The sequence below is a fragment of the Novosphingobium sp. APW14 genome (assembly GCF_032337075.1).
In the GTDB taxonomy this organism is placed as follows: Bacteria; Pseudomonadota; Alphaproteobacteria; order Sphingomonadales; family Sphingomonadaceae; genus Novosphingobium.
In genome coordinates this window covers 148964-169452 of the sequence record NZ_JAVYAB010000006.1, presented here as the reverse complement: position 1 = coordinate 169452, position 20489 = coordinate 148964, and the positions used below count along the sequence as shown (strand labels likewise).

The following is a 20489-nucleotide window of genomic DNA, read 5'->3' as shown; positions in this document are numbered from 1 at the left end:
AAAGCCCGCGCCCCTCGCTAAGGCCCGCGAGTTATGACTGAAGCGCGCGATTATCGAGACACCGTCTTCCTGCCGAAGACCGATTTCCCCATGAAGGCGGGCCTTCCCCAGAAGGAGCCCGGCATTCTTGCGCGCTGGATCGAAGGCGGGCTGTACAAGCAGCTGCGCGAAGCACGCGCCGGGCGGGAGAAATTCATCCTCCACGATGGTCCGCCCTATGCCAATGGCGATATGCACATCGGCCACGCGCTGAACCATATCCTGAAGGACATGGTGGTGCGCACGCAGAGCCTGCTGGGCAAGGACGCGCCCTATGTTCCCGGCTGGGACTGCCACGGCCTGCCGATCGAGTGGAAGGTTGAGGAGCAGTACCGCAAGAAGAAGCTCAACAAGGACGAGGTTCCGGCGGAGGAATTCCGCGCCGAATGCCGCGCATACGCCCAACACTGGGTCGATACCCAGCGCGAACAGCTCAAGCGCCTCGGCATCAATGGCGATTGGGACAATCCCTACCTGACGATGGACTTCCAGGCCGAGGCGACGATCGTTTCGGAACTGCTCAAGTTCGCCACCAGCGGCCAGCTCTATCGCGGGGCCAAGCCGGTGATGTGGTCGCCGGTCGAAAAGACCGCCCTCGCCGAAGCCGAGGTCGAATACGAGGACATCGTCTCGACCCAGATCGACGTGGCTTTCGAGATCACGGAATCGCCGATCGTCGAACTGGTCGGCGCCCACGCGGTAATCTGGACCACCACGCCCTGGACCATCCCGACCAACCAGGCGATCGCCTATGGTCCGGAAGTTCTTTATGGCCTTTATGAACATGAAGACGGCAAGCGTTACCTCTGCGCCGTCGATCTGAAAAATCAGGCCTCCGAACGCTGGCTCAAGGATTCAGGTGAGATCGCGAGCTGGCGCGGGGCAGACCTTGCCGGCACCGTGGTCCGCCACCCGATGCACCACCTTGGCGGGTTCTTCGCCAAGCCGCGGCCGATGCTGCCGGGCGATTTCGTCACCACCGACAGCGGCACGGGCCTGGTCCACATGGCCCCGGACCACGGCGAGGATGACTTCCTGCTGTGCAAATCGGCAGGGATCGAGCCGGTCTTTGCGGTTGAAGGCGATGGCAAGTACCGGGCTGACTGGGGCTGGCTGGGCGGCCAGGGTAGTGTTATCAACCCCAAGTTCAACGCGCCCGACGGGCCGATCTGTTCGGACCTTTCGGATAGCGGTGCGCTGCTCGCCGCGAGCGCCGACTACAAGCATTCCTACCCGCATTCGTGGCGGTCGAAAGCCAAGGTGATCTTCCGCTGCACCCCGCAGTGGTTCGTGCCGATGGACCAGGCGCGTGAGGACGGGACCCTGCGCGACAAGGCCATGGCCGCGATCGAGGCGACGCGCTTCGTCCCTGAAAAGGGCCGCAACCGGATCGGCTCAATGGTCGAAGGCCGCCCGGACTGGGTGCTCAGCCGCCAGCGTGCCTGGGGCGTGCCGATCACGCTGTTCGTCCACCGCCAGTCGGGCCAGTACCTGGTCGATGCGGCGGTCAACGCCCGGATCGTCGCCGCGGTAAGGGAAGCGGGCGTCGATGCCTGGTCCGCCGCTCGCGCGCAGGAATACCTGGGGCCGGACTACAAGGCCGAAGACTACGAACAGGTCACCGACATCCTCGATGTCTGGTTCGATTCGGGCTGCACCCATGTCTTTACGCTGGAAAGCGGCCGCTGGCCCGAACTGCGCTGGCCAGCCGATCTCTACCTGGAAGGCAGTGACCAGCATCGCGGCTGGTTCCAGTCGAGCCTGTTGCAGAGCTGCGCCACCCGCGGCCGCGCGCCCTATGATGCGGTGCTGACCCACGGCTTCACCATGGACCAGAAGGGCATGAAAATGTCCAAGTCGGTCGGCAACACGGTTGATCCGCTGAAGGTGATGGAAACCTATGGCGCGGATATCATCCGGCTTTGGGCGCTGTCGGTCGATTTCACCGAAGACCACCGCATCGGCGATGAAATCCTGAAGGGCGTGGCCGACCAGTATCGCAAACTGCGCAATACCTTCCGCTATCTGCTGGGCGCGCTGGATGGCTATGACCATGCCGCCGAAGCGGTCGACGTGGCGCAAATGCCCGAGCTTGAACGGTACATGCTCGGCCAGCTCAAGCGGCTGGACAACACGCTGCGCCAGGCCATCGCAGACTTCGACTTCAACGAATATACCCGCGCGCTGAGCGATTTCTGCAACGAAGACCTTTCGGCCTTCTTCTTCGATATCCGCAAGGACCGGCTCTATTGCGACGATCCGACCGGGGCCGAGCGCCGCGCCTATCGCACCGTGCTGGATATCCTGTTCCAGGCGCTGGTCCGCTATGCCGCGCCGGTGCTGGTCTTTACCGCAGAGGAAGTCTGGACCACCCGCTTCCCCGATCGCGGCAGTGTCCACCTGCAGGAACTGCGTGACCTGCCCGAAGCCTGGCTGGATGATGCCCTGGCCGAACGCTTCGCCACCCTCAGGGCCCTGCGCAGCCAGGTGCTGGAAGCGATCGAGCCACTGCGCCGGGAAAAGGTGCTGGGCTCTGGCCTAGAGGCCGAAGTCACCGTTCCCGCCGATGCGCCGGAAGCCGATCTGGCCGAGCTGTTCATCACCGCGAAAGTCATGCGCGGGCAGGGCGACGGCGTGACTGTAACGCGAACCTCTGACCACAAGTGCGGCCGCTGCTGGCGCCATCTGCCCGAAGTGGCCGAAGACGGCGATCTGTGCGGACGCTGCGATAGCGTGGTGGGCGCATGAGCAATCCCTTCACCCGCAACCGGTTGATTGGCTTGGCCCTGGCCGCGGTGATCTATGCCGTTGACCAGTGGATCAAGGGCTATGTTACCTGGACCCTCAAACTGCCCGAAAAAGGCAAGATCGACCTGCTGCCGTTCTTCGATCTGACATGGGTCGAAAACTATGGCGTATCGCTGGGTATGCTGACCGCGCGGTCGATGGAAATGCGCTGGGGGCTGGTCGCACTTACCGCGATGATCGCGCTGGTTGTCTTCATCTGGATCATGCGCGAAAAGCTGCTAGCCGACATCCTGGGCCTGTCGATGGTACTGGGCGGGGCTGCCGGCAATATCGATGACCGGATGGTCTATGGCTTCGTGGTTGACTATGCCGATTTCCATATCGGCAACTTCCGCCCCTTCCTGGTCTTCAACCTTGCTGATGCGGCGATCACCATTGGTGTCCTGATTATCCTTGCCCGTTCCTTCCTTTCGGGCGAAAAGCCCCAGGCGAAGGCACAAGCAGGCGAAGCGGCCTGACCGGGCCTGAAACGGAGATTTGATATAATGCGCAAGTTCTTGGCTATTGCCGCGATCGGCTCTGCCACGCTCCTTTCGGGTTGCGGCAGCACCGGCCTGTTCAATCGCGACCGGCCCGATGAATTCGCCGTGCAGCGTCAGGCACCGCTGGTGATTCCGCCCGATTTCGCGCTGACCCCGCCGGCCCCCGGTGCGCCGCGCCCTTCGGACCGCAGTGCTGCCCAGCAGGCCCAGGATGCGCTTTTTGGCCCGCCTGCGCCGCGCAGCGAGGTTGAGCGCGCCGCCGGCAACCGCGCCGGCACCGCCGCCGCATCGATCCGTTCAACCGTGGGTGACCCGAAGACCAATACTGTCGCCAAGGGTGACGTGACCCGCGACATCATCGCCGCACCGCAAGGCGACGGGCGAGAGGCACAGGCCGCGATCAGCGGCTGACCTTAACGACTTCGATGGAAACAGATGGGCTCGTCCGCATGGACGGGCCCTTTTCGTTGCGGCTAGTCCGCGGCCTCGCTCACCAGCAGCTTGTCGATCTTGCGTCCATCCATATCGACCACTTCGAAGCGCCAACCTTGTTCGTGGAAGTGCTCCCCCTCTTGCGGGAGTTTCTTCATCACCCACAGTGCGAAACCGGCTGCAGTGGCAAAGTCGCGGTCGTCCGGCAGATCGATCCCCAGCCGATCTGCCAGGGCATCAGCTGGAAGTGCGCCAGCTACCAGCAGCGATCCATCCTCACGGACAACCACGAGGGGGGCATCGCCTTCGTCGACATGGCTGGCAAAGTTGCCGACAATAGCAGTCAACAGGTCAGCTGGGGTCACGACCCCTTCAAGATGGCCATACTCATCGTGGACCAGCGCCATCGAAACGCCCGACTGCTGCAGAATCCGCAGCGCGTCCATCGCATCAAGCTGGTCGGGAATGATCTCAGCCTTTTTCATCACCCGCGCGATCTGAACCCGCTTGCCGCCCAGCAGCAGCGCCTGGATATCGCGGACCTTGACCACACCGACGATATTATCGGGCGAGCCATCGGCCACCGGCAGGAGCGAATGCGGGCTATCCTTGATCGCGGCGCGAATCTCCGCCTCAGTCGCGCGCCGCTCAATCGTGTCGAGTTCGGTTCGCGGGGTCATCAATTCGCGCACCGGGCGATCGGCCAGCTTCATGATCCCGGTCATGATCTGGCGCTCGTCCTCTTCGATTGCGCCCGAACGGGTGGCCTCGGCGAAGATCATGTGCAGTTCTTCGGCAGTGACGCCCGCTTCACCGCCGTGGCGTACGCCCATCAAGCGCAAAAGCAGCGCAGACGATCGATCGAGCAACCAGACGAACGGCGCGGTGAACCGGGCGACGATCGCCATTGGCAAGGCCGCAGCCATCGCGATGGGTTCAGCAGCGCGCAGCGCTAACTGCTTTGGTACCAGTTCACCTACCACCAGACTGAAATAGGTTGTCAGCACGATCACAAGGGTGAAGCCGGCGACATCGGCATAGTCTGCCGGCACGCCAAGGAGCGCCAGCCGCTCACCGGTCGGTCCGCCCAGGCTGGCGCCCGAGTAGGCACCAGCGATGATGCCCACCAGAGTAATGCCGATTTGCACGGTCGAAAGAAACTTGCCCGGATCCGTGGCCAGGGCGAGTGCCATCTTCGCCCCCTTATGGCCGCGTTCGGCCTGAACCTTGAGCCGGGCCGGGCGCGCCGAAACAATCGCCAGCTCGGACATCGAGAACAGGCCATTGAGCAGGATCAGGCCTGCAATGATTGCCACGTCGCTAAGGGGAAACGGAGTCACGCTGTAATCGATAACAGGAATCGGCTCAGCCGCGAAGGGGCAAGCCGCAAATCATTGACAATGCAACCATCCACCTTCCATTCAGGTTATACCGGTCAGTGCAGACACTCTGATCGCGCTTATCAAGGGGATAGAGCCATGAAGAAGTCCCGCCTGCTGGTTTCCACATTCGCCGCATTCTCGCTGGTCACGGTTTCGGGCTGCGTCACCGATCCCAATACTGGCGAAAAGAAAATCTCGCGCACCGCCATCGGCGGGGTTGGCGGGGCCGTTGCCGGGATGCTGCTGGGCGGCTTGATCGGCGGCAAGACCGGCCGGATCATCGGCGCCGGGATCGGCGGCGTGGCCGGAGCCGCGGTTGGCTATACCATGGACAAGCAGATCAAGGAGCTGAAGGAGCAAACTGCTGGATCTGGCATCGACGTGACCGAAGCCGACAACGGATCGGCAATCCTGGTCAACCTGCCTGATGGCGTGACCTTCGATGTTGCCAGCTATTCGCTTAAGCCTGGCTTCCGCACAACGCTGGACCAGGTTGCTGACAGCCTGATCAAGTACCCCAACAGCCTGATCGATGTTTACGGCCACACCGATTCAACCGGATCGGACGCCTACAACCAGACCCTGTCTGAAAATCGCGCCCGCACGGTTGCCGCTTACTTGCAATCTCGTGGGGTCCCGGCGGCCCGGATTCGCAGTCAGGGCTTTGGCGAGACCATGCCTGTGGCGGATAACACGACTGAGGCCGGACGGATGAAGAACCGCCGGGTTGAAATCAAGATCGTACCGGTCACTCAGGAAGACGTTCAGGCCGCTCGGTCGGGACGGTAAGGGTTTAGCCTATCCGGCGAGCGCCCTGGCCCGCTCGGCCAGGCGCTCGACCGCGGCGGCATGGATGCCGGGTGCTGAAACCAGCACACCAAAATCACGCGGGTCACGCTTGTTGTAATTGAGCGGTTGGCCGAAGGCATCGCTTACGGCCGCCCCGGCCTCGCGGGCGATCAGCGCAGCCGCACCGATATCCCATTCAAAGCCCCAGCGCAGCGTGGCGACCAGGTCCGCCTCATCCGCTGCCACCATGGCAATCCGCAATGCGATCGAATTGGGTCGCGCAACCGGCACCAGATCGAGATCGCTTTTCGGCAAGGTATCGGCAGGAACCCGTGCGCCGGAAAAATCGGCGCGGCGGCTGGCGGCCAGTTTCACCCCGTTGCGCCAGCTGCCCTGCCCGGCCTCGGCCGACCAAAGCTCGTCCCGCGCTGGCGCGCAGAGCAGCCCCAGCAGCGGGCGGCCAGAACTGACCAGCGCCACCGAAACGGCCCACCCCGGGCGTCCGCGGATAAAATCGCGCGTGCCGTCGATCGGATCGACCAGCCACAGCAGGCCGCCCTCAAGCCGTTCGGGCGCATCGATCGTTTCTTCCGAAAGCCAACCGGCGGCGGGCAGGAGGGCAGCCAGTTCGCGCTTCAGGAACAGGTCCACCGCCAGGTCCGCCTCGCTAACCGGGCTGCCCGGATCTTTTTCCCAGCTTTCCAGCACATGGCCATGGCCCGGCCAGCGCCCCAGCGCGATCCGTCCGGCTTCTCGGACTATCTCTTCAAGGCGCACGCGATCGATCATCGGTCCGATTTGTGCGCCGGCCCCGGGCTTGGCAAGGCGGCCTTCGTCAAAATCCGCATTTAACCGGGCGATTAAGGGCCTTTTCAAGCGGCGCTCACTGTGCTTAGGGCCATGACACTTTCCGGCCCAACTGCGGCCAATCCCCAGCGCAGGAAATCCCAGATGAACATTCACGAATACCAGGCCAAGGAACTGCTCGCGAAGTTCGGCGTCGCCGTGCCCAAGGGCATCCCTGCGATGTCGGTCGAGGAGGCGGTCGCCGCCGCCAAGCAGTTGCCCGGGCCGCTCTATGTCGTGAAGGCCCAGATTCACGCCGGCGGGCGCGGCAAGGGCAAGTTCAAGGAACTCGGCCCCGATGCCAAGGGCGGCGTGCGGCTGGCCAAGAGCCTTGAGGAAGTGGAAGCCCACGCCAAGGAAATGCTGGGCAACACCCTGGTCACCGTGCAGACCGGCGAAGCCGGCAAGCAGGTCAACCGTCTCTACATCACCGACGGCGTCGATATCGGCAAGGAATTCTACCTTGCGCTGCTGGTCGATCGCGCCACCAGCCGGATTGCGGTTGTTGCCTCAACCGAAGGCGGCATGGACATTGAAACCGTGGCCCATGACAGCCCGGAAAAGATCCACACTGTCACGATCGATCCGGCCACTGGCCTGATGCCGCACCACGGCCGCGCCGTTGCCAAGGCGCTGGGCCTGACGGGTGACCTGGCCAAGCAGGCCGCGCAGATCCTCGCCGGTCTCTATGCCGCGTTCCTCGGCACCGATGCTGAACAGATCGAAATCAACCCTCTGGCGGTCTGCCCGACGGCAGAAGGTGACAAGCTCTATGTGCTCGATGCCAAGGTCGGTTTCGATGGCAATGCCATGTTCCGCCACAAGGACCTGATGGAGCTGCGCGACACCACGGAAGAAGATCCGGCCGAACTCGAAGCCAGTGAATATGACCTGGCCTATATCAAGCTGGACGGGAACATCGGCTGCATGGTCAACGGCGCAGGCCTGGCCATGGCAACGATGGACATCATCAAGCTGAACGGCGAATTCCCCGCCAACTTCCTCGACGTAGGCGGTGGCGCCTCGAAGGAAAAGGTCACCGCGGCCTTCAAGATCATCCTCAAGGACCCGGCGGTAAAGGGCATTCTCGTCAACATCTTCGGCGGGATCATGAAGTGCGACATTATCGCCGAAGGGATCGTTGCAGCGGCCAAGGAAGTGAACCTCTCGGTTCCGTTGGTGGTCCGTCTTGAAGGCACCAATGTCCAGCAGGGCAAGGATATCCTGGCCAATTCCGGCCTGCCGATTGTCCCCGCCAACGACCTGGGCGATGCCGCCAAGAAGATTGTCGCCGAAGTCCGTGCAGTCGCCTAAGGCGACTGATCGGAGTTGACGTTTACGTAAACGGCAGTATTGCCGCAATGCAACATGGCAAAGCGAAAGGCTTGAACCGATGAAGGCCCTGGTCTGCGTGAAGCGCGTGATCGACTACAACGTGAAGCCGCGGGTAAAGTCCGACGGCACCGGCGTTGATCTCGCCAATGTTAAGATGAGCATGAACCCATTCGACGAAATCGCAGTCGAAGAAGCCATCCGCCTGAAGGAAAAGGGCGTGGTTTCGGAAATCGTGGCGGTTTCGGTCGGTCCGGCCAAGGCCCAGGAAACGCTGCGCACGGCGCTGGCGATGGGTGCTGATCGGGCGGTACTCGTCCAGGTTGATGATGGCGTGGAGGTTGAGCCGCTGGCCGTTGCCAAGATCATCAAGGGCGTGGCCGAGGAAGAGCAGCCCGGCCTGATCATCACTGGCAAGCAGGCGATCGACGACGATTCGAACCAGGTTGGCCAGATGATCGGCGCGCTCATGGGCCGCCCGCAGGGCACCTTCGCCAACGAAGTCACCGTTGAGGGTGACAGCGTGGTCGTGAAGCGCGAAATCGACGGCGGTCTGGAAACCGTGAAGCTGGCCCTGCCGGCCGTGGTCACCACCGACCTGCGCCTCAACGAACCGCGCTATGCCTCGCTGCCTAACATCATGAAGGCCAAGTCGAAGCCGCTCGCCACCAAGGCCCCGGCCGACTACGGCGTGGACATCGCGCCGCGCCTCAAGACCCTCAAGGTCAGCGAACCGCCGGTGCGCAGCGCCGGCATCAAGGTGGCAGACGTGGATGCCCTCGTCGCCAAGCTCAAGGAAATGGGAGTCGCCTGATGGCCAAGACGCTCGTTTGGGTCGAACACGACAACGCCTCGGTCAAGGATGCTACCTTGGCTGTGGTCACCGCCGCTGCCCAGTTGGGTGAAGTCCACCTGCTGGTGGCCGGGCACAACTGCGCCGCTGCCGGCGCCGCTGCCGCGCAGATCGCCGGCGTGGCCAAGGTCCACGTCGCTGACGATGCGGCCTATGCCAATGCCCTGGCCGAGAACGTCGCGCCGCTGATCGCCAGCCTGATGGCCGATCACGACGCCTTCCTCGCGCCGGCCACCACCACCGGCAAGAACATCGCCCCGCGTGTCGCCGCGCTGCTCGACGTGATGCAGATCTCGGACATCCTTTCGGTCGAAGGCCCCAAGACCTTCACCCGTCCGATCTATGCCGGCAATGCCATCGCCACGGTCGAATCGAGCGATGCCAAGCTGGTGATCACCGTGCGCGGCACGGCCTTTGCCAAGGCGGCTGCCACCGGCGGATCGGCCACGGTCGAAGCCGTCTCGGGCCCCGGCGCCGCTGGCACCAGCAGCTATGTCGGCTCGGAAATCGCCAAGAGCGAGCGCCCCGAACTGACCAGCGCCAAGATCATCGTCTCGGGTGGCCGCGCACTGAAGGATGCGGATACGTTCAAGGCCACCATCTTCCCGCTGGCTGACAAGCTGGGTGCGGGCGTCGGCGCCAGCCGCGCGGCGGTCGATGCGGGCTATGTCCCCAACGACTACCAGGTTGGCCAGACCGGCAAGATCGTTGCTCCTGAAGTTTATGTCGCCGTCGGCATCTCGGGCGCGATCCAGCACCTTGCGGGCATGAAGGATTCGAAGACCATCATCGCCATCAACAAGGACGAGGACGCCCCGATCTTCCAGGTCGCGGATATCGGCCTGGTCGGCGATCTGTTCACGATCGTCCCGGAACTGACCGGCAAGCTTTAAGCGCGCCGCGATTTGCTGAACACGGAAAGGCCCTGCGCAAGCGGGGCCTTTTCTTTTAAGGTCTAAACCCGCTCCCATAGACCGAGCGGCGCACCCTCATCGGGCACCTGCTGGCCATAACGCAAGAAGCCCAGCTTCATCGCAATCGCCTCGCTGGCCACGTGCCCTTGCTCAATCATGCAGGCCACGCGCTGGCGGCCGTGGGTGGCATCAAACCATGCCATCGCCGCGGTCATGACCTCGCTGGCCAGCCCCTGGCCCCAGGCATCGCGGTGGACGATCCAGCCGGCTTCGGGGACATTGTCGAGGCCCTGTTCCGTGCCAAAGCCGCGGTGGCTGCGAAAGACGCCGCAGTTGGCCACGATCCGCCCATTGCCCTTCGCCCGGACCATGAAGGTGCCATAGCCCCACAGCGCCCAGGACCCGGCATTGCGGGTCAGGCGCGTGAAGCTGTCCATTTCCGTGGGTACGAAGTTGCCCAGGAAGCGCCGGGTCTCCTCATCGCGGGTCAGCTCGAACAGATCGGCCAGGTCACCGACCTGTGGCTGCCACAGTTCGTATCGCGCGGTGGTGAGAAGCGGGCCGTTCACAGCAATTGGTCCACCGCGTGGATGATCACGCCGACCAGCCCGCCCACCATGGTCCCGTTGATGCGGATGAATTGCAGGTCGCGGCCCACGGCACCTTCGATCCGGTCGGTAACGGTGCTGGCATCCCAACGCTTCACCGTCTCAGACACCAGGCGGACGATCTGATCGCCATAGCGCACCGATGCCCCCACCAGGGTGCGCCGGGCAAAGCGGTTGATCTGGGCCTGCAATTCGGGATCGTCGCGCAGGTGGCGGCCCAGTTCGGCCAGCGCCTCGGCCGCCTGACTGCCGATCTGTCCTTCGGGCTGCCGCAGCCGTTCCAGCATCTTGAGCCGCAACCGCTCCCACACTCCCTGCCACCAGATTGAGACCGCCGGATTGGCGATCAGATCGCCCTTCATCCGCTCAATCTTGGCGCGCAGCTCGGCGTCATGCTGAAGGTCATCGGCCAGCTTGGCGAGGCCTTCCTCGATCTTGCCGCGCAGGGGGTGGTCGGGATCGACAATAACTTCCGCCAGCAGCTTGTAGAGCCCATCGAGCACCGAATTGGCGAGGCGCTCATCCAGGCCCGTCCAGCGCAGGATCGCATTGGCGCGGGTGTGGATCAGTTCCCGCACCAGCGGTTCATTATCCTCCAGCGTCAGTCCGGCCCACCGGACCAGCGATTCGATCACCGGCATGTGGCGCTTGTCGACAATGGCGGTGCCGAGCATCTGGCCCACCAGCGGCGACACCTCCAGCCTGTCGAGCTGCTTGAACAGACCGCTGCGCACCTGGTTACCAAGCCGGTCAGGATCGAGGGATTCGAGCACATGGGCCAGCATTTCAGCCGCCCCGGCGCGCAAGCGGCTGGAGCCGCCGGTTTGCGGATCGGCCAGCCAGCTGCCCACGGCCGCGGCCAGGTTCATCCCGCTCATTCGCCGCGCAACGACCTGGGGGGTCAGGAAATTGGTGCGGAGAAATGCCGCCATCGTATCGGCGATGCGATCCTTATTCTCCGGCACAATCGCCGTGTGCGGGATTGGCAGTCCAAGCGGGCGACGAAACAGCGCGGTTACCGCGAACCAATCTGCGAGACCGCCCACCATCGCCGCTTCGGCGAAGGCCAGCACATAGCCCATGAGCGGATGCAGGCCCTGATAATGCCGCGCTGCCAGATAGAGCGCGGCCATGACCAAGAGCAGGCCGGTGGCAATCTGCCGCATGCGCCGCGCGCGGTCGACCGGCTGGTTACCACGCGCTTTTGAGAGGGCGAGCGGTTCGCTCACTCGGCCGGAAGTGCCCCGCCGTGGAGGCCGTCGCTGGGGCCGTGTTCATCACCCGGCTGATAGCTGAGCAGCCGCTTGCGCAGCCATGGGCCGGCCCGCTTCTCAAAACCGTCAGCCAGACTGAAGCCAGCCGGCACGATCAATAGGGTCAGCAGGGTCGAAAGGATCAGGCCACCGATAACCACCGTACCCATCGGTGCACGCCAGGCCCCGTCGCCCGAGCCGATCCAGCCCGAAATCGCAGTTGGCACCATGCCCGCAGTCATCGCCACGGTGGTCATGATGATTGGCTGCGCGCGCTTGTGCCCGGCTTCGACAATGGCCTCAAACTTGTCGACCCCGCGCTGCATTTCCTCGATCGCGAAATCGACGAGCAGGATCGAGTTCTTGGCGACGATCCCGAACAGCATCAGAATGCCGATGAACACCGGCATCGACATCGGCTGACCGACGAGCAGCAGAGCAATCAGCCCGCCCAGCGGGGCCAGGAACAGCGAGCTCATGTTGACGAGTGGCGAAACGAAACGGTGGTAAAGCAGAACCAGCACGGCGAAGACCAGCAACACGCCGGAAACCAGCGCAATGCCAAAATTGCGGACCATTTCCGCCTGCCATTCATCCTCACCAAACGGTGCGTTGGACACGCCGACCGGCAAATTCTTCATGATTGGCAGCGCGTTCACCTTCTCCGTCGCGGTCCCCTTGACCACACCGGGGGCAAGGTCGGCGCCAACAAATACGCGACGGTTCTGATTATAGCGCTGGATCGAAACCGGCCCCGATCCGAAGCCAATTTCCGCCACGCGCGACAAGGGCACCGATCCGCCTGCGGTGGTTGGCACGGGCAGGTTCTGGATCGTCGCAAGGTCCTGGCGCGCCTCGATCGGCAAGCGAACGCGAATTGGCACCTGACGGTCGGTCAACGAGAACTTGGCTGCATTCTGGTCAATATCGCCGATCGTCGCGATACGGATCGTCTGGCTGAGCGCAGAGGTGGTAACCCCCATGCTGGCGGCAAGGTCCAACCGTGGTTTGATCACCACTTCCGGGCGGCGCATATCGGCTGCGATACGCGGCGCGACCAGTTCCTTCACGCCCTTCATTTCCTCGACAAGCCGTGCGGCAGTCTGATCCAGAAGCTTGGAGTCCGAACCGGACAACATGACCGAAATCGGCCGGCCTGTGCCGCCGCCGGGTCCGCCAAAGCTTTGGATCGTAACCCGTGCGTCCGCAATCTTCTGCAGCACGGGGGTCAGCTCGCGCTCGATCACCATGCTGCTCTTTTCGCGGTCATCCCTTAGCGTGATGAACAGGCGGCCATTGCCCTCACTGAAGCGGGCCAGCACGGTATTGGTCTCCGGGCGAGCCTTGGCGATGGCCACGGCCTGATCGATCACGGCTTCGGTCTGCTTGAGTGTGGTCCCAGGAACCATCTCGACGCGGACCTGGATGAAATCACTATCGGAAGTCGGGAAGAACTGTGTCGGAATATTGGTGAACAGGATGCCGGTCAGGCCCAATGCGCCCAAGCCAACACCCAGCATCCACACCCGGTGGTCGCGGCGACGCGCGGCCCAGCGCAGATGCATGAAGCGATACCAGTTGGCGAAACCATGCGCCGTGAAGCTGCTGACCAGCAGCAGCAGGCGATAGACACCCCAGGCCAACCCGATGCCCAATCCCACGCCGATAAAGGCGGAGACCCAGCCGGGCACCAGATCACGCAGAGCGTCAACCTTGCCGATCACCTGGCCCGGGATAATGGCGCCAGCAACGAAGCTGGCGAAAACCACCAGCGTGGCAAGGATCCACACCAAATAGTACCACCAGCGCGATGGGGCCGGCGCCAGCGCGGCGCGCATGGCCTTGGCCTCACCCTGGTCAAGCGACCAGCGCAGCACATTGAGATACCGATCCATCCAGGTACCGCCACCATGCTCTTCCTCGCCGTGAGCTTTAAGGAAATAGGCTGCAACCATTGGTGTGATCATGCGGGCCACGGCCAGCGACATCAGGACAGAGACCACAACTGTCAGGCCGAAATTCTTGAAGAACTGGCCCGATACGCCGGGCATCAGGCCAACCGGAAGGAATACCGCAACAATCGAAAAGGTGGTGGCGACAACCGCAAGGCCGATCTCGTCGGCCGCATCGATAGACGCCTGGTAGGCGCTTTTACCCATCCGCATATGACGCACGATGTTTTCAATCTCGACGATCGCGTCATCGACCAGCACGCCGGCCACCAGGCCCAGGGCCAGCAGCGAAAGCGTATTAAGCGTGAAGCCCATCAGGTCCATGAACCAAAAGGTCGGGATCGCCGAAAGCGGTATCGCAAGGGCCGAAATGATCGTGGCGCGCCAGTCGCGCAAAAAGAAGAAGACGACGATAACGGCAAGCACTGCCCCTTCAACCATGGCCGCAATCGAGCTTTCGTACTGGGCCTTGGTATAGTCGACCGACGTGAACTGGCGGATGAATTTGATCCCCGGGTTCTCCTTTTCGATCTTCTGGATTTCGGCGAAGGCGCCATCGTAGACCGACACGTCCGAGGCACCGCGCGCGCGGGCGATACCAAAGGTAACCACAGGCTTGCCATCGGCCTTGCCCATGCTGGTGACTTCGCCATAACTGTCTGAAACACGGGCAAAATCACTTAGCTTGACTGTGCGTCCGTTGCCCAGCGGGATATCAGTCTGCGACAATTCGTAGGCTGTCTCGGCATTGCCGAGCACGCGCACCGACTGGCGGGACCCGGCGATTTCAGCGCGTCCACCTGCAGCGTTAATGTTAAGTTGGCGCAATTGGGCATTGATCTGGCTGGCGGTGACCCCGAGTGACTGCATCCGCGCCGGGTCTAGCGTCACGGTGATTTCGCGATTGACGCCACCGCCCCGGTTAACAGCAGCCATGCCCGGAATGTTGAGCAGCCGCTTGGTCACCGTATCATCAATGAACCACGAGAGCTGCTCGATCGTCATGTCGTCGGCCTGGACCGCAAAATAGGCGATCGGATCGGACGAAGTCTGGGCCTTTACCACCTGTGGCTCAAGAATTCCGTCGGGCAGTTCTCCGCGCGCCTGGTCAACGGCGTTCTTGACCTCGTTGACCGCCTCATTGACGTCCTCGCCGATCTTGAACTCGATCATCGTCTGGCTGCGACCCTCGGATGCAGTCGAACTGATTGACTGCACCCCAGAAATGGTCCGCACGGCGGATTCAACACGCTGGGTGATCTGGGTTTCGATCTCGGTCGGTGCCGCACCGGGCTGGGCAATCGTGACGATTACCATCGGGAACTCGACATCCGGATCGTTCTGAACCTCCATCATTCGGAAGCTCATGATCCCAGCCAGCATCAGCCCGATGAAAAGCACGATCGGCACCACCGGATTGCGGATCGACCAGGCCGAGATGTTGCGGAAGTTCATCGCCAAATCCTGTTTTCGGCCAGACGGCCGTTTATTGCTTTACGACCCTGGGGTTGATCGTTTCGCCCGGTGAAAGGAACCCGCCGGCCCGCAGCACAACCTGTTCGGTGCCGCTCAAGCCTTCGATCACGGCAATGCCATTGGCGGTAACGAGGCCGGTCTTCACATTACGCCGCTCGGCCTTGTTGCCCTTGCCAACGATGTAGACATAGCTGCCTTCGTTATCGGACAGGATCGCGGATTCAGGCAGCATCGGTGCAACCACGCTACCCGCCTTGATCACTGCCGTAGCAAAGCCGCCCGGGCGCAATTCTGGCGCATAGGGAAGCGCAATACGTGCAATGCCCTGGCGGCTCTGGGGATCGATCACCGGGGCGGTCTGCCAGACCTGGCCAGCAAAAACCTTCATCCCTCCAACTGGGGTCACTTCGGCGCGAACGCCATTGCCAACCTGCGCCAGTTCGGTTTCGCCAACCAGCGCACGCAGTTCCATCTCGCCACCTTTGGCCAGGCGGAACAGCACACCCGAACCCGCGCTGACGACCTGTCCGGGCTCAACCCGACGCTCCAGCACCAGACCGGCAGCCGGGGCAACCACGTTCAGGCGGCCAAGCTGGGCATTGATCACGCCAAGCTGGGCACCTGCGACGCGGACTTGGGCCGCAGCCGAATCGCGCTGGGCGGTCAGTCGATCGATATCGGCTTTCGAAACGAAGCCGCGCTCAACCAGTCTCAATGCACGGTCAAGGTTGGCCTGGGCCAATTGGGCATTGGCCCGGGCAACTTCGATCTGCGCAGCCTGGCTGGCGCGCTGCTGGACCTGGACCGAGCGGTCGATCACCGCCAGGACCTGGCCTGCACCAACCCACTGGCCGGGCTCAACCAGGACTGAGACAACTTGTCCGCCTTCGCCCGGAACACCGACCGGAAGCTCGCGGCGAGCGGCAAGAGTACCGGTCACATTGATTGCGCCTTCGATCGTGCCGCGCCCCGGCGCGACGACGGAAACGACGGCTGCCTGGGATTTCTTGTCGCCGGTGACCGCCTCATCACTGCTGTGGGTCAAGAACCAAACACCGATCAGGCCAGCGAGTACCGCCAGACCGATAAGCCACAACTTGCGCCGCGATTGCCGCTCTTCTTCGGCATCGCCCATCAGGACGGCCGCCGGATCGGTCGCTGCCAGGTCTTCTGCTGCAATCCGCGTATCGTAGTTCATGGCCGGACCTGCCCCATCTTGCATCACTGCCGGACCACAGCGCAGTCAGGGTGACTGCACCGGCCTCACGGCGCTGTATTACTCTGCTATATCACTTCGGGCAAGACCGCAGCGCGGCAGGCCGGACGAAGCGGTATTGTTTACCATGGAGCGTCATAGGCCCCGCCTGACTGCAACGCAACGCAATGGTCGGCAAACGGCCGATGCAGTCCGGCGAAATGCGCTGGGCAGAGCTAAAAACGAGCAGCCCCGAAGCCACCATTCTGGCCCGGAGCTGCAAGGGTCTTGCCGGCTGAGAACCTCAACCGCAGGACTATATGCTATTTTTCAATACTTAAGCTGGCGCTCATACAGATCGCGGTAATGCTGGATCCGGGTGACGCGCAGCCCCTGCATGCCCGATCGGTCGACCGCCCGCTGCCAGGAGGCAAACTCTTCGAGCGTCAGGTTATAGCGCTCGCAGACCTCATCGATGGTCAGCAACCCGCCGTTCACAGCAGCGACGACTTCAGCCTTACGGCGCACGACCCACCGGGTGGTGCTCGGCAGCGGCAACGAATCGATCGTGAGCGGCTCGCCAAGCGGGCCAATTACCATCGCGGGTCGAATTTTCTGGTTCTCGATCATGTTCATCCTCGGCCGTCGCTTCGCTTGACCGCAACGACAGGGATGACAATGCCCGTGCGGGCTTTGCCATCTGCTGAATCACTTGGGTTAACATCACGTGAGGCATGTCGGCCTTCCGCCGGCGCAACCGAGGATCGCGACCCGAACGATCCCCCCAGCAGCCGTAAATCATGGATTTCGGTGCGGATCATCTCAACCCGAGCGGCATGAGCCGCCTGTAACCGCGCGCTAAGGCTGTGCCAGTCACAGCGTCCGGAGACAGCACCTTCGTCAACGGGCAGCACCCGTTGGCGCAGGCCTGCGATGAGGTCCTTGCCGAATTCCATGAGCCGGGTTCTAGCGTTATAAGGTCAACAGCGCGTAAAGCCGCGGTTTACCGGATAGTCATGGACCTTACTGGAATTTGACCCGGCCAGCTGCGGCCCTTTTGCAAGCCGCGCACGAAGCGTGTAAGGCGCGCCGCCATGGTCCAGGCAACCTCAGCAACCGATGATCCCGCAGCCCTGTTCCAGCTGGATGGGCCGGCCGCAGGCAAACGGATCGTTGTGGCGATGTCCGGCGGGGTCGACAGCTCGGTCGTGGCGGCACTGGCTGCGCAAAGCGGCGCGGAAGTGATCGGTGTCACGCTTCAGCTTTATGATTCCGGCGCAGTGACCGCCCGCAAGGGTGCATGCTGTGCGGGCAACGACATTCGCGACGCGCGCGCCGTGGCGGATCGGCTGGGCATCCAGCACTATGTGATCGACCACGAATCCGCCTTTCGCGAAGAAGTGGTAGAGCAGTTTGCCGACGAATACCTCGCCGGGCGCACCCCGATCCCCTGCATCCGCTGCAACATGGGACCCAAGTTCACCGACCTGTTCCGCATGGCGCGGGAATTTGGCGCGGATTGCCTGGCGACCGGCCACTATGTCCGTCGGGTGATGGGTCCGGGCGGGCCCGAACTGCATCGCGCGCTCGATCCAGCACGCGACCAATCCTACTTCCTATACGCCACCACCGCAGCCCAACTTGATTACCTTCGCTTCCCGCTGGGCGGCCTTCCCAAACCGCAAGTTCGCGCCCTAGCCGAAGCGGCAGGACTGCGCACCGCTTCCAAGCCTGACAGCCAGGATATCTGCTTTGTTCCCGATGGGGACTATGCGCGGATCGTCAAGTCGGTTCGGCCGGATGGCGTCCGTCCCGGCGCGATCATGCACGCCGAAAGCGGGGCCGTGCTGGGCCGGCACGAGGGCGTTATTCACTTTACCGTGGGGCAACGGCGGGGGCTGGAAATCGGCGGCCAGCCTGAACCGCTCTATGTTGTTGGGATCGATGCAGCGGCAGCGGAGGTTCGGGTTGGCCCACGCCGCCTTCTCGCGGTCAGCGCCGCGCGCGTGATCGAAACCAACCGCATAGGCCCAATGACCGATACGCCACTGCTGGCCAAGGTCCGCTCGCTGGCCAAGCCGGTGCCCGTCACGCTCGATGGCCCACTGGGCGATAACGCGGGAACGACAATCCGCTTTGCGAACCCCGAATACGGCGTTGCTCCGGGCCAGGCCGCGGTCCTTTATGCCGGTGACCGGGTAGTCGGCGGCGGCTGGATTGCTGGAACTGAGCCCTAGCCCAAGCCGGCGCCCGGCCTAGACCGGCTGCGCGATCAGGCTCAAGCCCGTGGCAGGAAAGGTGATTGCCGCCAGGCCATCAGCGAGCGCGCACTGGCCGGGGGCGATGGTTGAACCGGCCAGGCTCAGGTGGCAATCAAGCGGCACGACCAGCAGCGACCCGGCATAGCGCGTCGCCACTGCCGGATCCGGCGCGCCATCCAGCCGATCGAGACGAAAGTGCGGACCATCCACCAGCTGCGCCGAGCCGGTGGCAGTCAGGCGCTGGTGATGGTGCGCGGGATAGGGCTTGCGAAGCGCCACCGCGGCGCCCTCCTCAAAGTGCAGCGCGCGGGGGCGGCCGTAATCATAGAGGCGATAGGTAATGTCAGAGTTCTGCTGAACTTCGACCAGCGTGATCCCGGCGCCAATCGCATGAACCGTATTGGCCGGAATATAGAAAAAGTCGCCAGCGCTGACGGGATACCAGGACAAAAGCCGCTCAATTGATCCGTCCTGCATGGCCGCGCGCATCGCTTCGTCATCGATTTCGCGCTCGAAGCCGATCGCCAGCTGGGCACCAGGCTGGGCATCCAGCACCAGCCAACATTCATCCTTGCCCTGCTTCCCCAAACCCATCGCCAAAGTCTGGTCACTGGACGGATGGCATTGCACGGACAGCTTTTCGCTGGTGAAGATGTACTTGATCAGCAGAGCATCGAATTCAGAGGGCGGTTCGAACCAGACCTCGCCAATGGCCTTGGCTACACTTCCGCCGAAGATTTGCGGTAAATCGGTCCGGCCCCAGGGCTTTGCCACTGACCGGGTCGAAAGCAGGATCACTGATTTGCGGCTCCATGAAGGTTGCCGACGCGCTGCGTGCCAGCGTGGCTCGTCACCAGGACTTCATCGCCATCAACAACGATCACGACATCCTCAAGTCCGATCACCGAAACACGGGGGCCATCGCTTGTGACCAAGACATTGCGGCAGTCCACCAGCTCGGCGCGCCCCTGGATACTATTACCAGCTTCATCGCGATCGAGTGCCATGTGGAGCGCATCCCAGCTGCCTATATCCGACCAGCCCATGTCGACCGGCACCATGGCCGCACGGTCGGTATTTTCCATCACTGCATAGTCAACCGATTCCGGGACAAAACTCTCGAATTCGGCTGCACCCGGATGGAACTGGCGGCCATGCTGGCCACCGGCTGCATCAGCCGCCCGAACCGCTTCAAAAATGGTAGGGCGGTGAGCGGCCAGTTCATCCAGGAAGGTACCAACCCGAAAAGCGAATACACCGCCGTTCCAGGCATAGGTTCCCGCGGCAATAAATGCTTCGGCCCGCTGACGGTCGGGCTTTTCGACAAACCGGGCAACCCGGAAACCACCCTGTGGCAGCGGGTCGCCGCGCTCAAGATAGCCAAATCCCGTTTCGGGGCTGCGCGCCTCAATCCCGAACGAAACCAGGTAACCCTCTGCCGCCAGCGCAGCTGCCTGTTGCGCAGCAGCGCGAAAGGCGTTGTCGTCGATAATGTGGTGATCGCTGGGGCAAACCAGCATGATCGAGTCCGGATCGAGCCGCAGGGCCGCAAGCGCAATCGCTGCAGCCGTATTACGGGCGCTCGGTTCAACCACGATTGTCGAATCCATATCAGCCAGTTGCGCTTCAACATGTTCAACATGTCGCACACCGGTCACAACCAAGGGAGGCGCAAAGCCATACTTTGGCGCTGCGCGGCCGAGCGCGGCCTGGAACAGGGTTGTTTCACCCAGCATAGGCAAGAATGGCTTGGGCTTGGCTGCGCGGCTTCTTGGCCACAGCCGCGTGCCGCTGCCGCCACAGAGTATCACCGGATGGATGGAAAGTGGCGCCATGATCGTTTCTTTAAACTGGGGTTCCGGGGAGA

General features: G+C 62.7%; 17 protein-coding genes. 8 read left to right on the top strand and 9 right to left on the bottom strand.

The annotated features are described in order from the left end of the window. Positions 1 to 33 precede the first annotated feature (33 nt). The 3 genes from ileS to RQP55_RS09555 are packed head-to-tail and all read left to right on the top strand — an operon-like array spanning position 34 to position 3740. Positions 34 to 2787, top strand: coding sequence for an isoleucine--tRNA ligase (gene ileS / locus RQP55_RS09565; RefSeq protein ID WP_315609959.1), 2754 nt, complete (start codon positions 34 to 36; stop codon positions 2785 to 2787). After that, positions 2784 to 3305, top strand: coding sequence for a signal peptidase II (lspA, locus tag RQP55_RS09560; RefSeq protein ID WP_315609958.1), 522 nt, complete (start codon positions 2784 to 2786; stop codon positions 3303 to 3305). The genes ileS and lspA overlap by 4 nt, the downstream gene beginning before the upstream one ends. 27 nt (positions 3306 to 3332) lie before the next feature. Further along, positions 3333 to 3740: a DUF3035 domain-containing protein gene (locus tag RQP55_RS09555; protein ID WP_315609957.1), complete on the top strand. Its 408-nt coding sequence runs from the start codon at positions 3333 to 3335 to the stop codon at positions 3738 to 3740. A 62-nt stretch (positions 3741 to 3802) separates the two neighbouring features. Here the strand turns inward: RQP55_RS09555 and RQP55_RS09550 are convergent, their stop codons facing one another. After that, a complete protein-coding gene (locus RQP55_RS09550) occupies positions 3803 to 5101 on the bottom strand; it encodes a hemolysin family protein (protein WP_315609956.1) in 1299 nt (432 codons plus the stop codon). Positions 5102 to 5239: 138 nt separating this feature from the next. Between RQP55_RS09550 and RQP55_RS09545 the strand changes: the two genes are divergently transcribed. Beyond that, a complete protein-coding gene (locus RQP55_RS09545; RefSeq protein ID WP_315609955.1) occupies positions 5240 to 5932 on the top strand; it encodes an OmpA family protein in 693 nt (230 codons plus the stop codon). 9 nt (positions 5933 to 5941) lie between these two features. Here the strand turns inward: RQP55_RS09545 and RQP55_RS09540 are convergent, their stop codons facing one another. After that, positions 5942 to 6721 carry a 3'(2'),5'-bisphosphate nucleotidase CysQ gene (locus RQP55_RS09540; RefSeq protein WP_315609954.1) on the bottom strand — a complete coding sequence of 260 codons (780 nt, stop codon included), beginning with the start codon at positions 6719 to 6721 and terminating at the stop codon, positions 5942 to 5944. A gap of 162 nt (positions 6722 to 6883) precedes the next feature. On the opposite strand from RQP55_RS09540, the gene sucC reads away from it, so the two are divergent. The 3 genes from sucC (at position 6884) to RQP55_RS09525 (ending at position 9856) form a co-directional block, all read left to right on the top strand. Continuing rightward, positions 6884 to 8092, top strand: a complete 1209-nt coding sequence (gene sucC / locus RQP55_RS09535; RefSeq protein WP_315609953.1) for an ADP-forming succinate--CoA ligase subunit beta — start codon at positions 6884 to 6886, stop codon at positions 8090 to 8092. A 79-nt stretch (positions 8093 to 8171) separates the two neighbouring features. After that, complete coding sequence (locus RQP55_RS09530) at positions 8172 to 8924, top strand: electron transfer flavoprotein subunit beta/FixA family protein (RefSeq protein ID WP_315609952.1); 753 nt, start codon at positions 8172 to 8174, stop codon at positions 8922 to 8924. Beyond that, entirely contained in the window at positions 8924 to 9856 is a 933-nt protein-coding gene (locus RQP55_RS09525; protein WP_315609951.1) for an electron transfer flavoprotein subunit alpha/FixB family protein, read from the top strand. The genes RQP55_RS09530 and RQP55_RS09525 overlap by 1 nt, the downstream gene beginning before the upstream one ends. A 62-nt stretch (positions 9857 to 9918) precedes the next feature. Here RQP55_RS09525 and RQP55_RS09520 read toward each other — a convergent pair whose 3' ends face one another. The 5 genes from RQP55_RS09520 to RQP55_RS09500 form a co-directional block, all read right to left on the bottom strand. Beyond that, entirely contained in the window at positions 9919 to 10446 is a 528-nt protein-coding gene (locus RQP55_RS09520) for a GNAT family N-acetyltransferase (protein WP_315609950.1), read from the bottom strand. After that, positions 10443 to 11651, bottom strand: coding sequence for a DUF445 domain-containing protein (locus tag RQP55_RS09515; protein WP_315609983.1), 1209 nt, complete (start codon positions 11649 to 11651; stop codon positions 10443 to 10445). The genes RQP55_RS09520 and RQP55_RS09515 overlap by 4 nt, the downstream gene beginning before the upstream one ends. Before the next feature lie 59 nt (positions 11652 to 11710). Beyond that, positions 11711 to 15145 (bottom strand): efflux RND transporter permease subunit, encoded by a 3435-nt coding sequence (locus RQP55_RS09510; protein WP_315609949.1) that lies wholly within the window; start codon positions 15143 to 15145, stop codon positions 11711 to 11713. A gap of 31 nt (positions 15146 to 15176) precedes the next feature. After that, positions 15177 to 16364 carry an efflux RND transporter periplasmic adaptor subunit gene (locus RQP55_RS09505; protein WP_315609948.1) on the bottom strand — a complete coding sequence of 396 codons (1188 nt, stop codon included), beginning with the start codon at positions 16362 to 16364 and terminating at the stop codon, positions 15177 to 15179. 327 nt (positions 16365 to 16691) lie between these two features. Then, positions 16692 to 16991 (bottom strand): DUF1153 domain-containing protein, encoded by a 300-nt coding sequence (locus RQP55_RS09500; protein WP_315609947.1) that lies wholly within the window; start codon positions 16989 to 16991, stop codon positions 16692 to 16694. A 464-nt stretch (positions 16992 to 17455) separates the two neighbouring features. Here RQP55_RS09500 and mnmA point away from each other — a divergent pair, with 464 nt between their 5' ends. Further along, positions 17456 to 18598 (top strand): tRNA 2-thiouridine(34) synthase MnmA, encoded by a 1143-nt coding sequence (mnmA, locus tag RQP55_RS09495; RefSeq protein WP_315609946.1) that lies wholly within the window; start codon positions 17456 to 17458, stop codon positions 18596 to 18598. Between the two features lie 18 nt (positions 18599 to 18616). On the opposite strand, the gene RQP55_RS09490 is transcribed toward mnmA, so the two are convergent. Both RQP55_RS09490 and RQP55_RS09485 read right to left on the bottom strand, forming a co-directional pair. Continuing rightward, a complete protein-coding gene (locus RQP55_RS09490; protein ID WP_315609945.1) occupies positions 18617 to 19420 on the bottom strand; it encodes a class I mannose-6-phosphate isomerase in 804 nt (267 codons plus the stop codon). Beyond that, complete coding sequence (locus tag RQP55_RS09485) at positions 19417 to 20457, bottom strand: mannose-1-phosphate guanylyltransferase (RefSeq protein WP_315609944.1); 1041 nt, start codon at positions 20455 to 20457, stop codon at positions 19417 to 19419. Before RQP55_RS09485 ends, RQP55_RS09490 begins: the two co-directional genes overlap by 4 nt. Positions 20458 to 20489 lie beyond the last annotated feature (32 nt).

Excerpts from the sequence above, each read along its gene's own strand:
- RQP55_RS09500 (WP_315609947.1), bottom strand. The coding sequence starts at position 16,991 with ATGATCGAGAACCAGAAAATTCGACCCGCGATGGTAATTGGCCCGCTT.
- RQP55_RS09545 (WP_315609955.1), top strand. The coding sequence starts at position 5,240 with ATGAAGAAGTCCCGCCTGCTGGTTTCCACATTCGCCGCATTCTCGCTG.
- RQP55_RS09510 (WP_315609949.1), bottom strand. The coding sequence starts at position 15,145 with ATGAACTTCCGCAACATCTCGGCCTGGTCGATCCGCAATCCGGTGGTG.
- RQP55_RS09525 (WP_315609951.1), top strand. The coding sequence starts at position 8,924 with ATGGCCAAGACGCTCGTTTGGGTCGAACACGACAACGCCTCGGTCAAG.
- lspA (WP_315609958.1), top strand. The coding sequence starts at position 2,784 with ATGAGCAATCCCTTCACCCGCAACCGGTTGATTGGCTTGGCCCTGGCC.
- sucC (WP_315609953.1), top strand. The coding sequence starts at position 6,884 with ATGAACATTCACGAATACCAGGCCAAGGAACTGCTCGCGAAGTTCGGC.
- RQP55_RS09555 (WP_315609957.1), top strand. The coding sequence starts at position 3,333 with ATGCGCAAGTTCTTGGCTATTGCCGCGATCGGCTCTGCCACGCTCCTT.
- RQP55_RS09485 (WP_315609944.1), bottom strand. The coding sequence starts at position 20,457 with ATGGCGCCACTTTCCATCCATCCGGTGATACTCTGTGGCGGCAGCGGC.
- RQP55_RS09515 (WP_315609983.1), bottom strand. The coding sequence starts at position 11,651 with ATGCGGCAGATTGCCACCGGCCTGCTCTTGGTCATGGCCGCGCTCTAT.
- RQP55_RS09505 (WP_315609948.1), bottom strand. The coding sequence starts at position 16,364 with ATGAACTACGATACGCGGATTGCAGCAGAAGACCTGGCAGCGACCGAT.
- RQP55_RS09530 (WP_315609952.1), top strand. The coding sequence starts at position 8,172 with ATGAAGGCCCTGGTCTGCGTGAAGCGCGTGATCGACTACAACGTGAAG.
- RQP55_RS09540 (WP_315609954.1), bottom strand. The coding sequence starts at position 6,721 with ATGATCGATCGCGTGCGCCTTGAAGAGATAGTCCGAGAAGCCGGACGG.
- ileS (WP_315609959.1), top strand. The coding sequence starts at position 34 with ATGACTGAAGCGCGCGATTATCGAGACACCGTCTTCCTGCCGAAGACC.
- mnmA (WP_315609946.1), top strand. The coding sequence starts at position 17,456 with ATGGTCCAGGCAACCTCAGCAACCGATGATCCCGCAGCCCTGTTCCAG.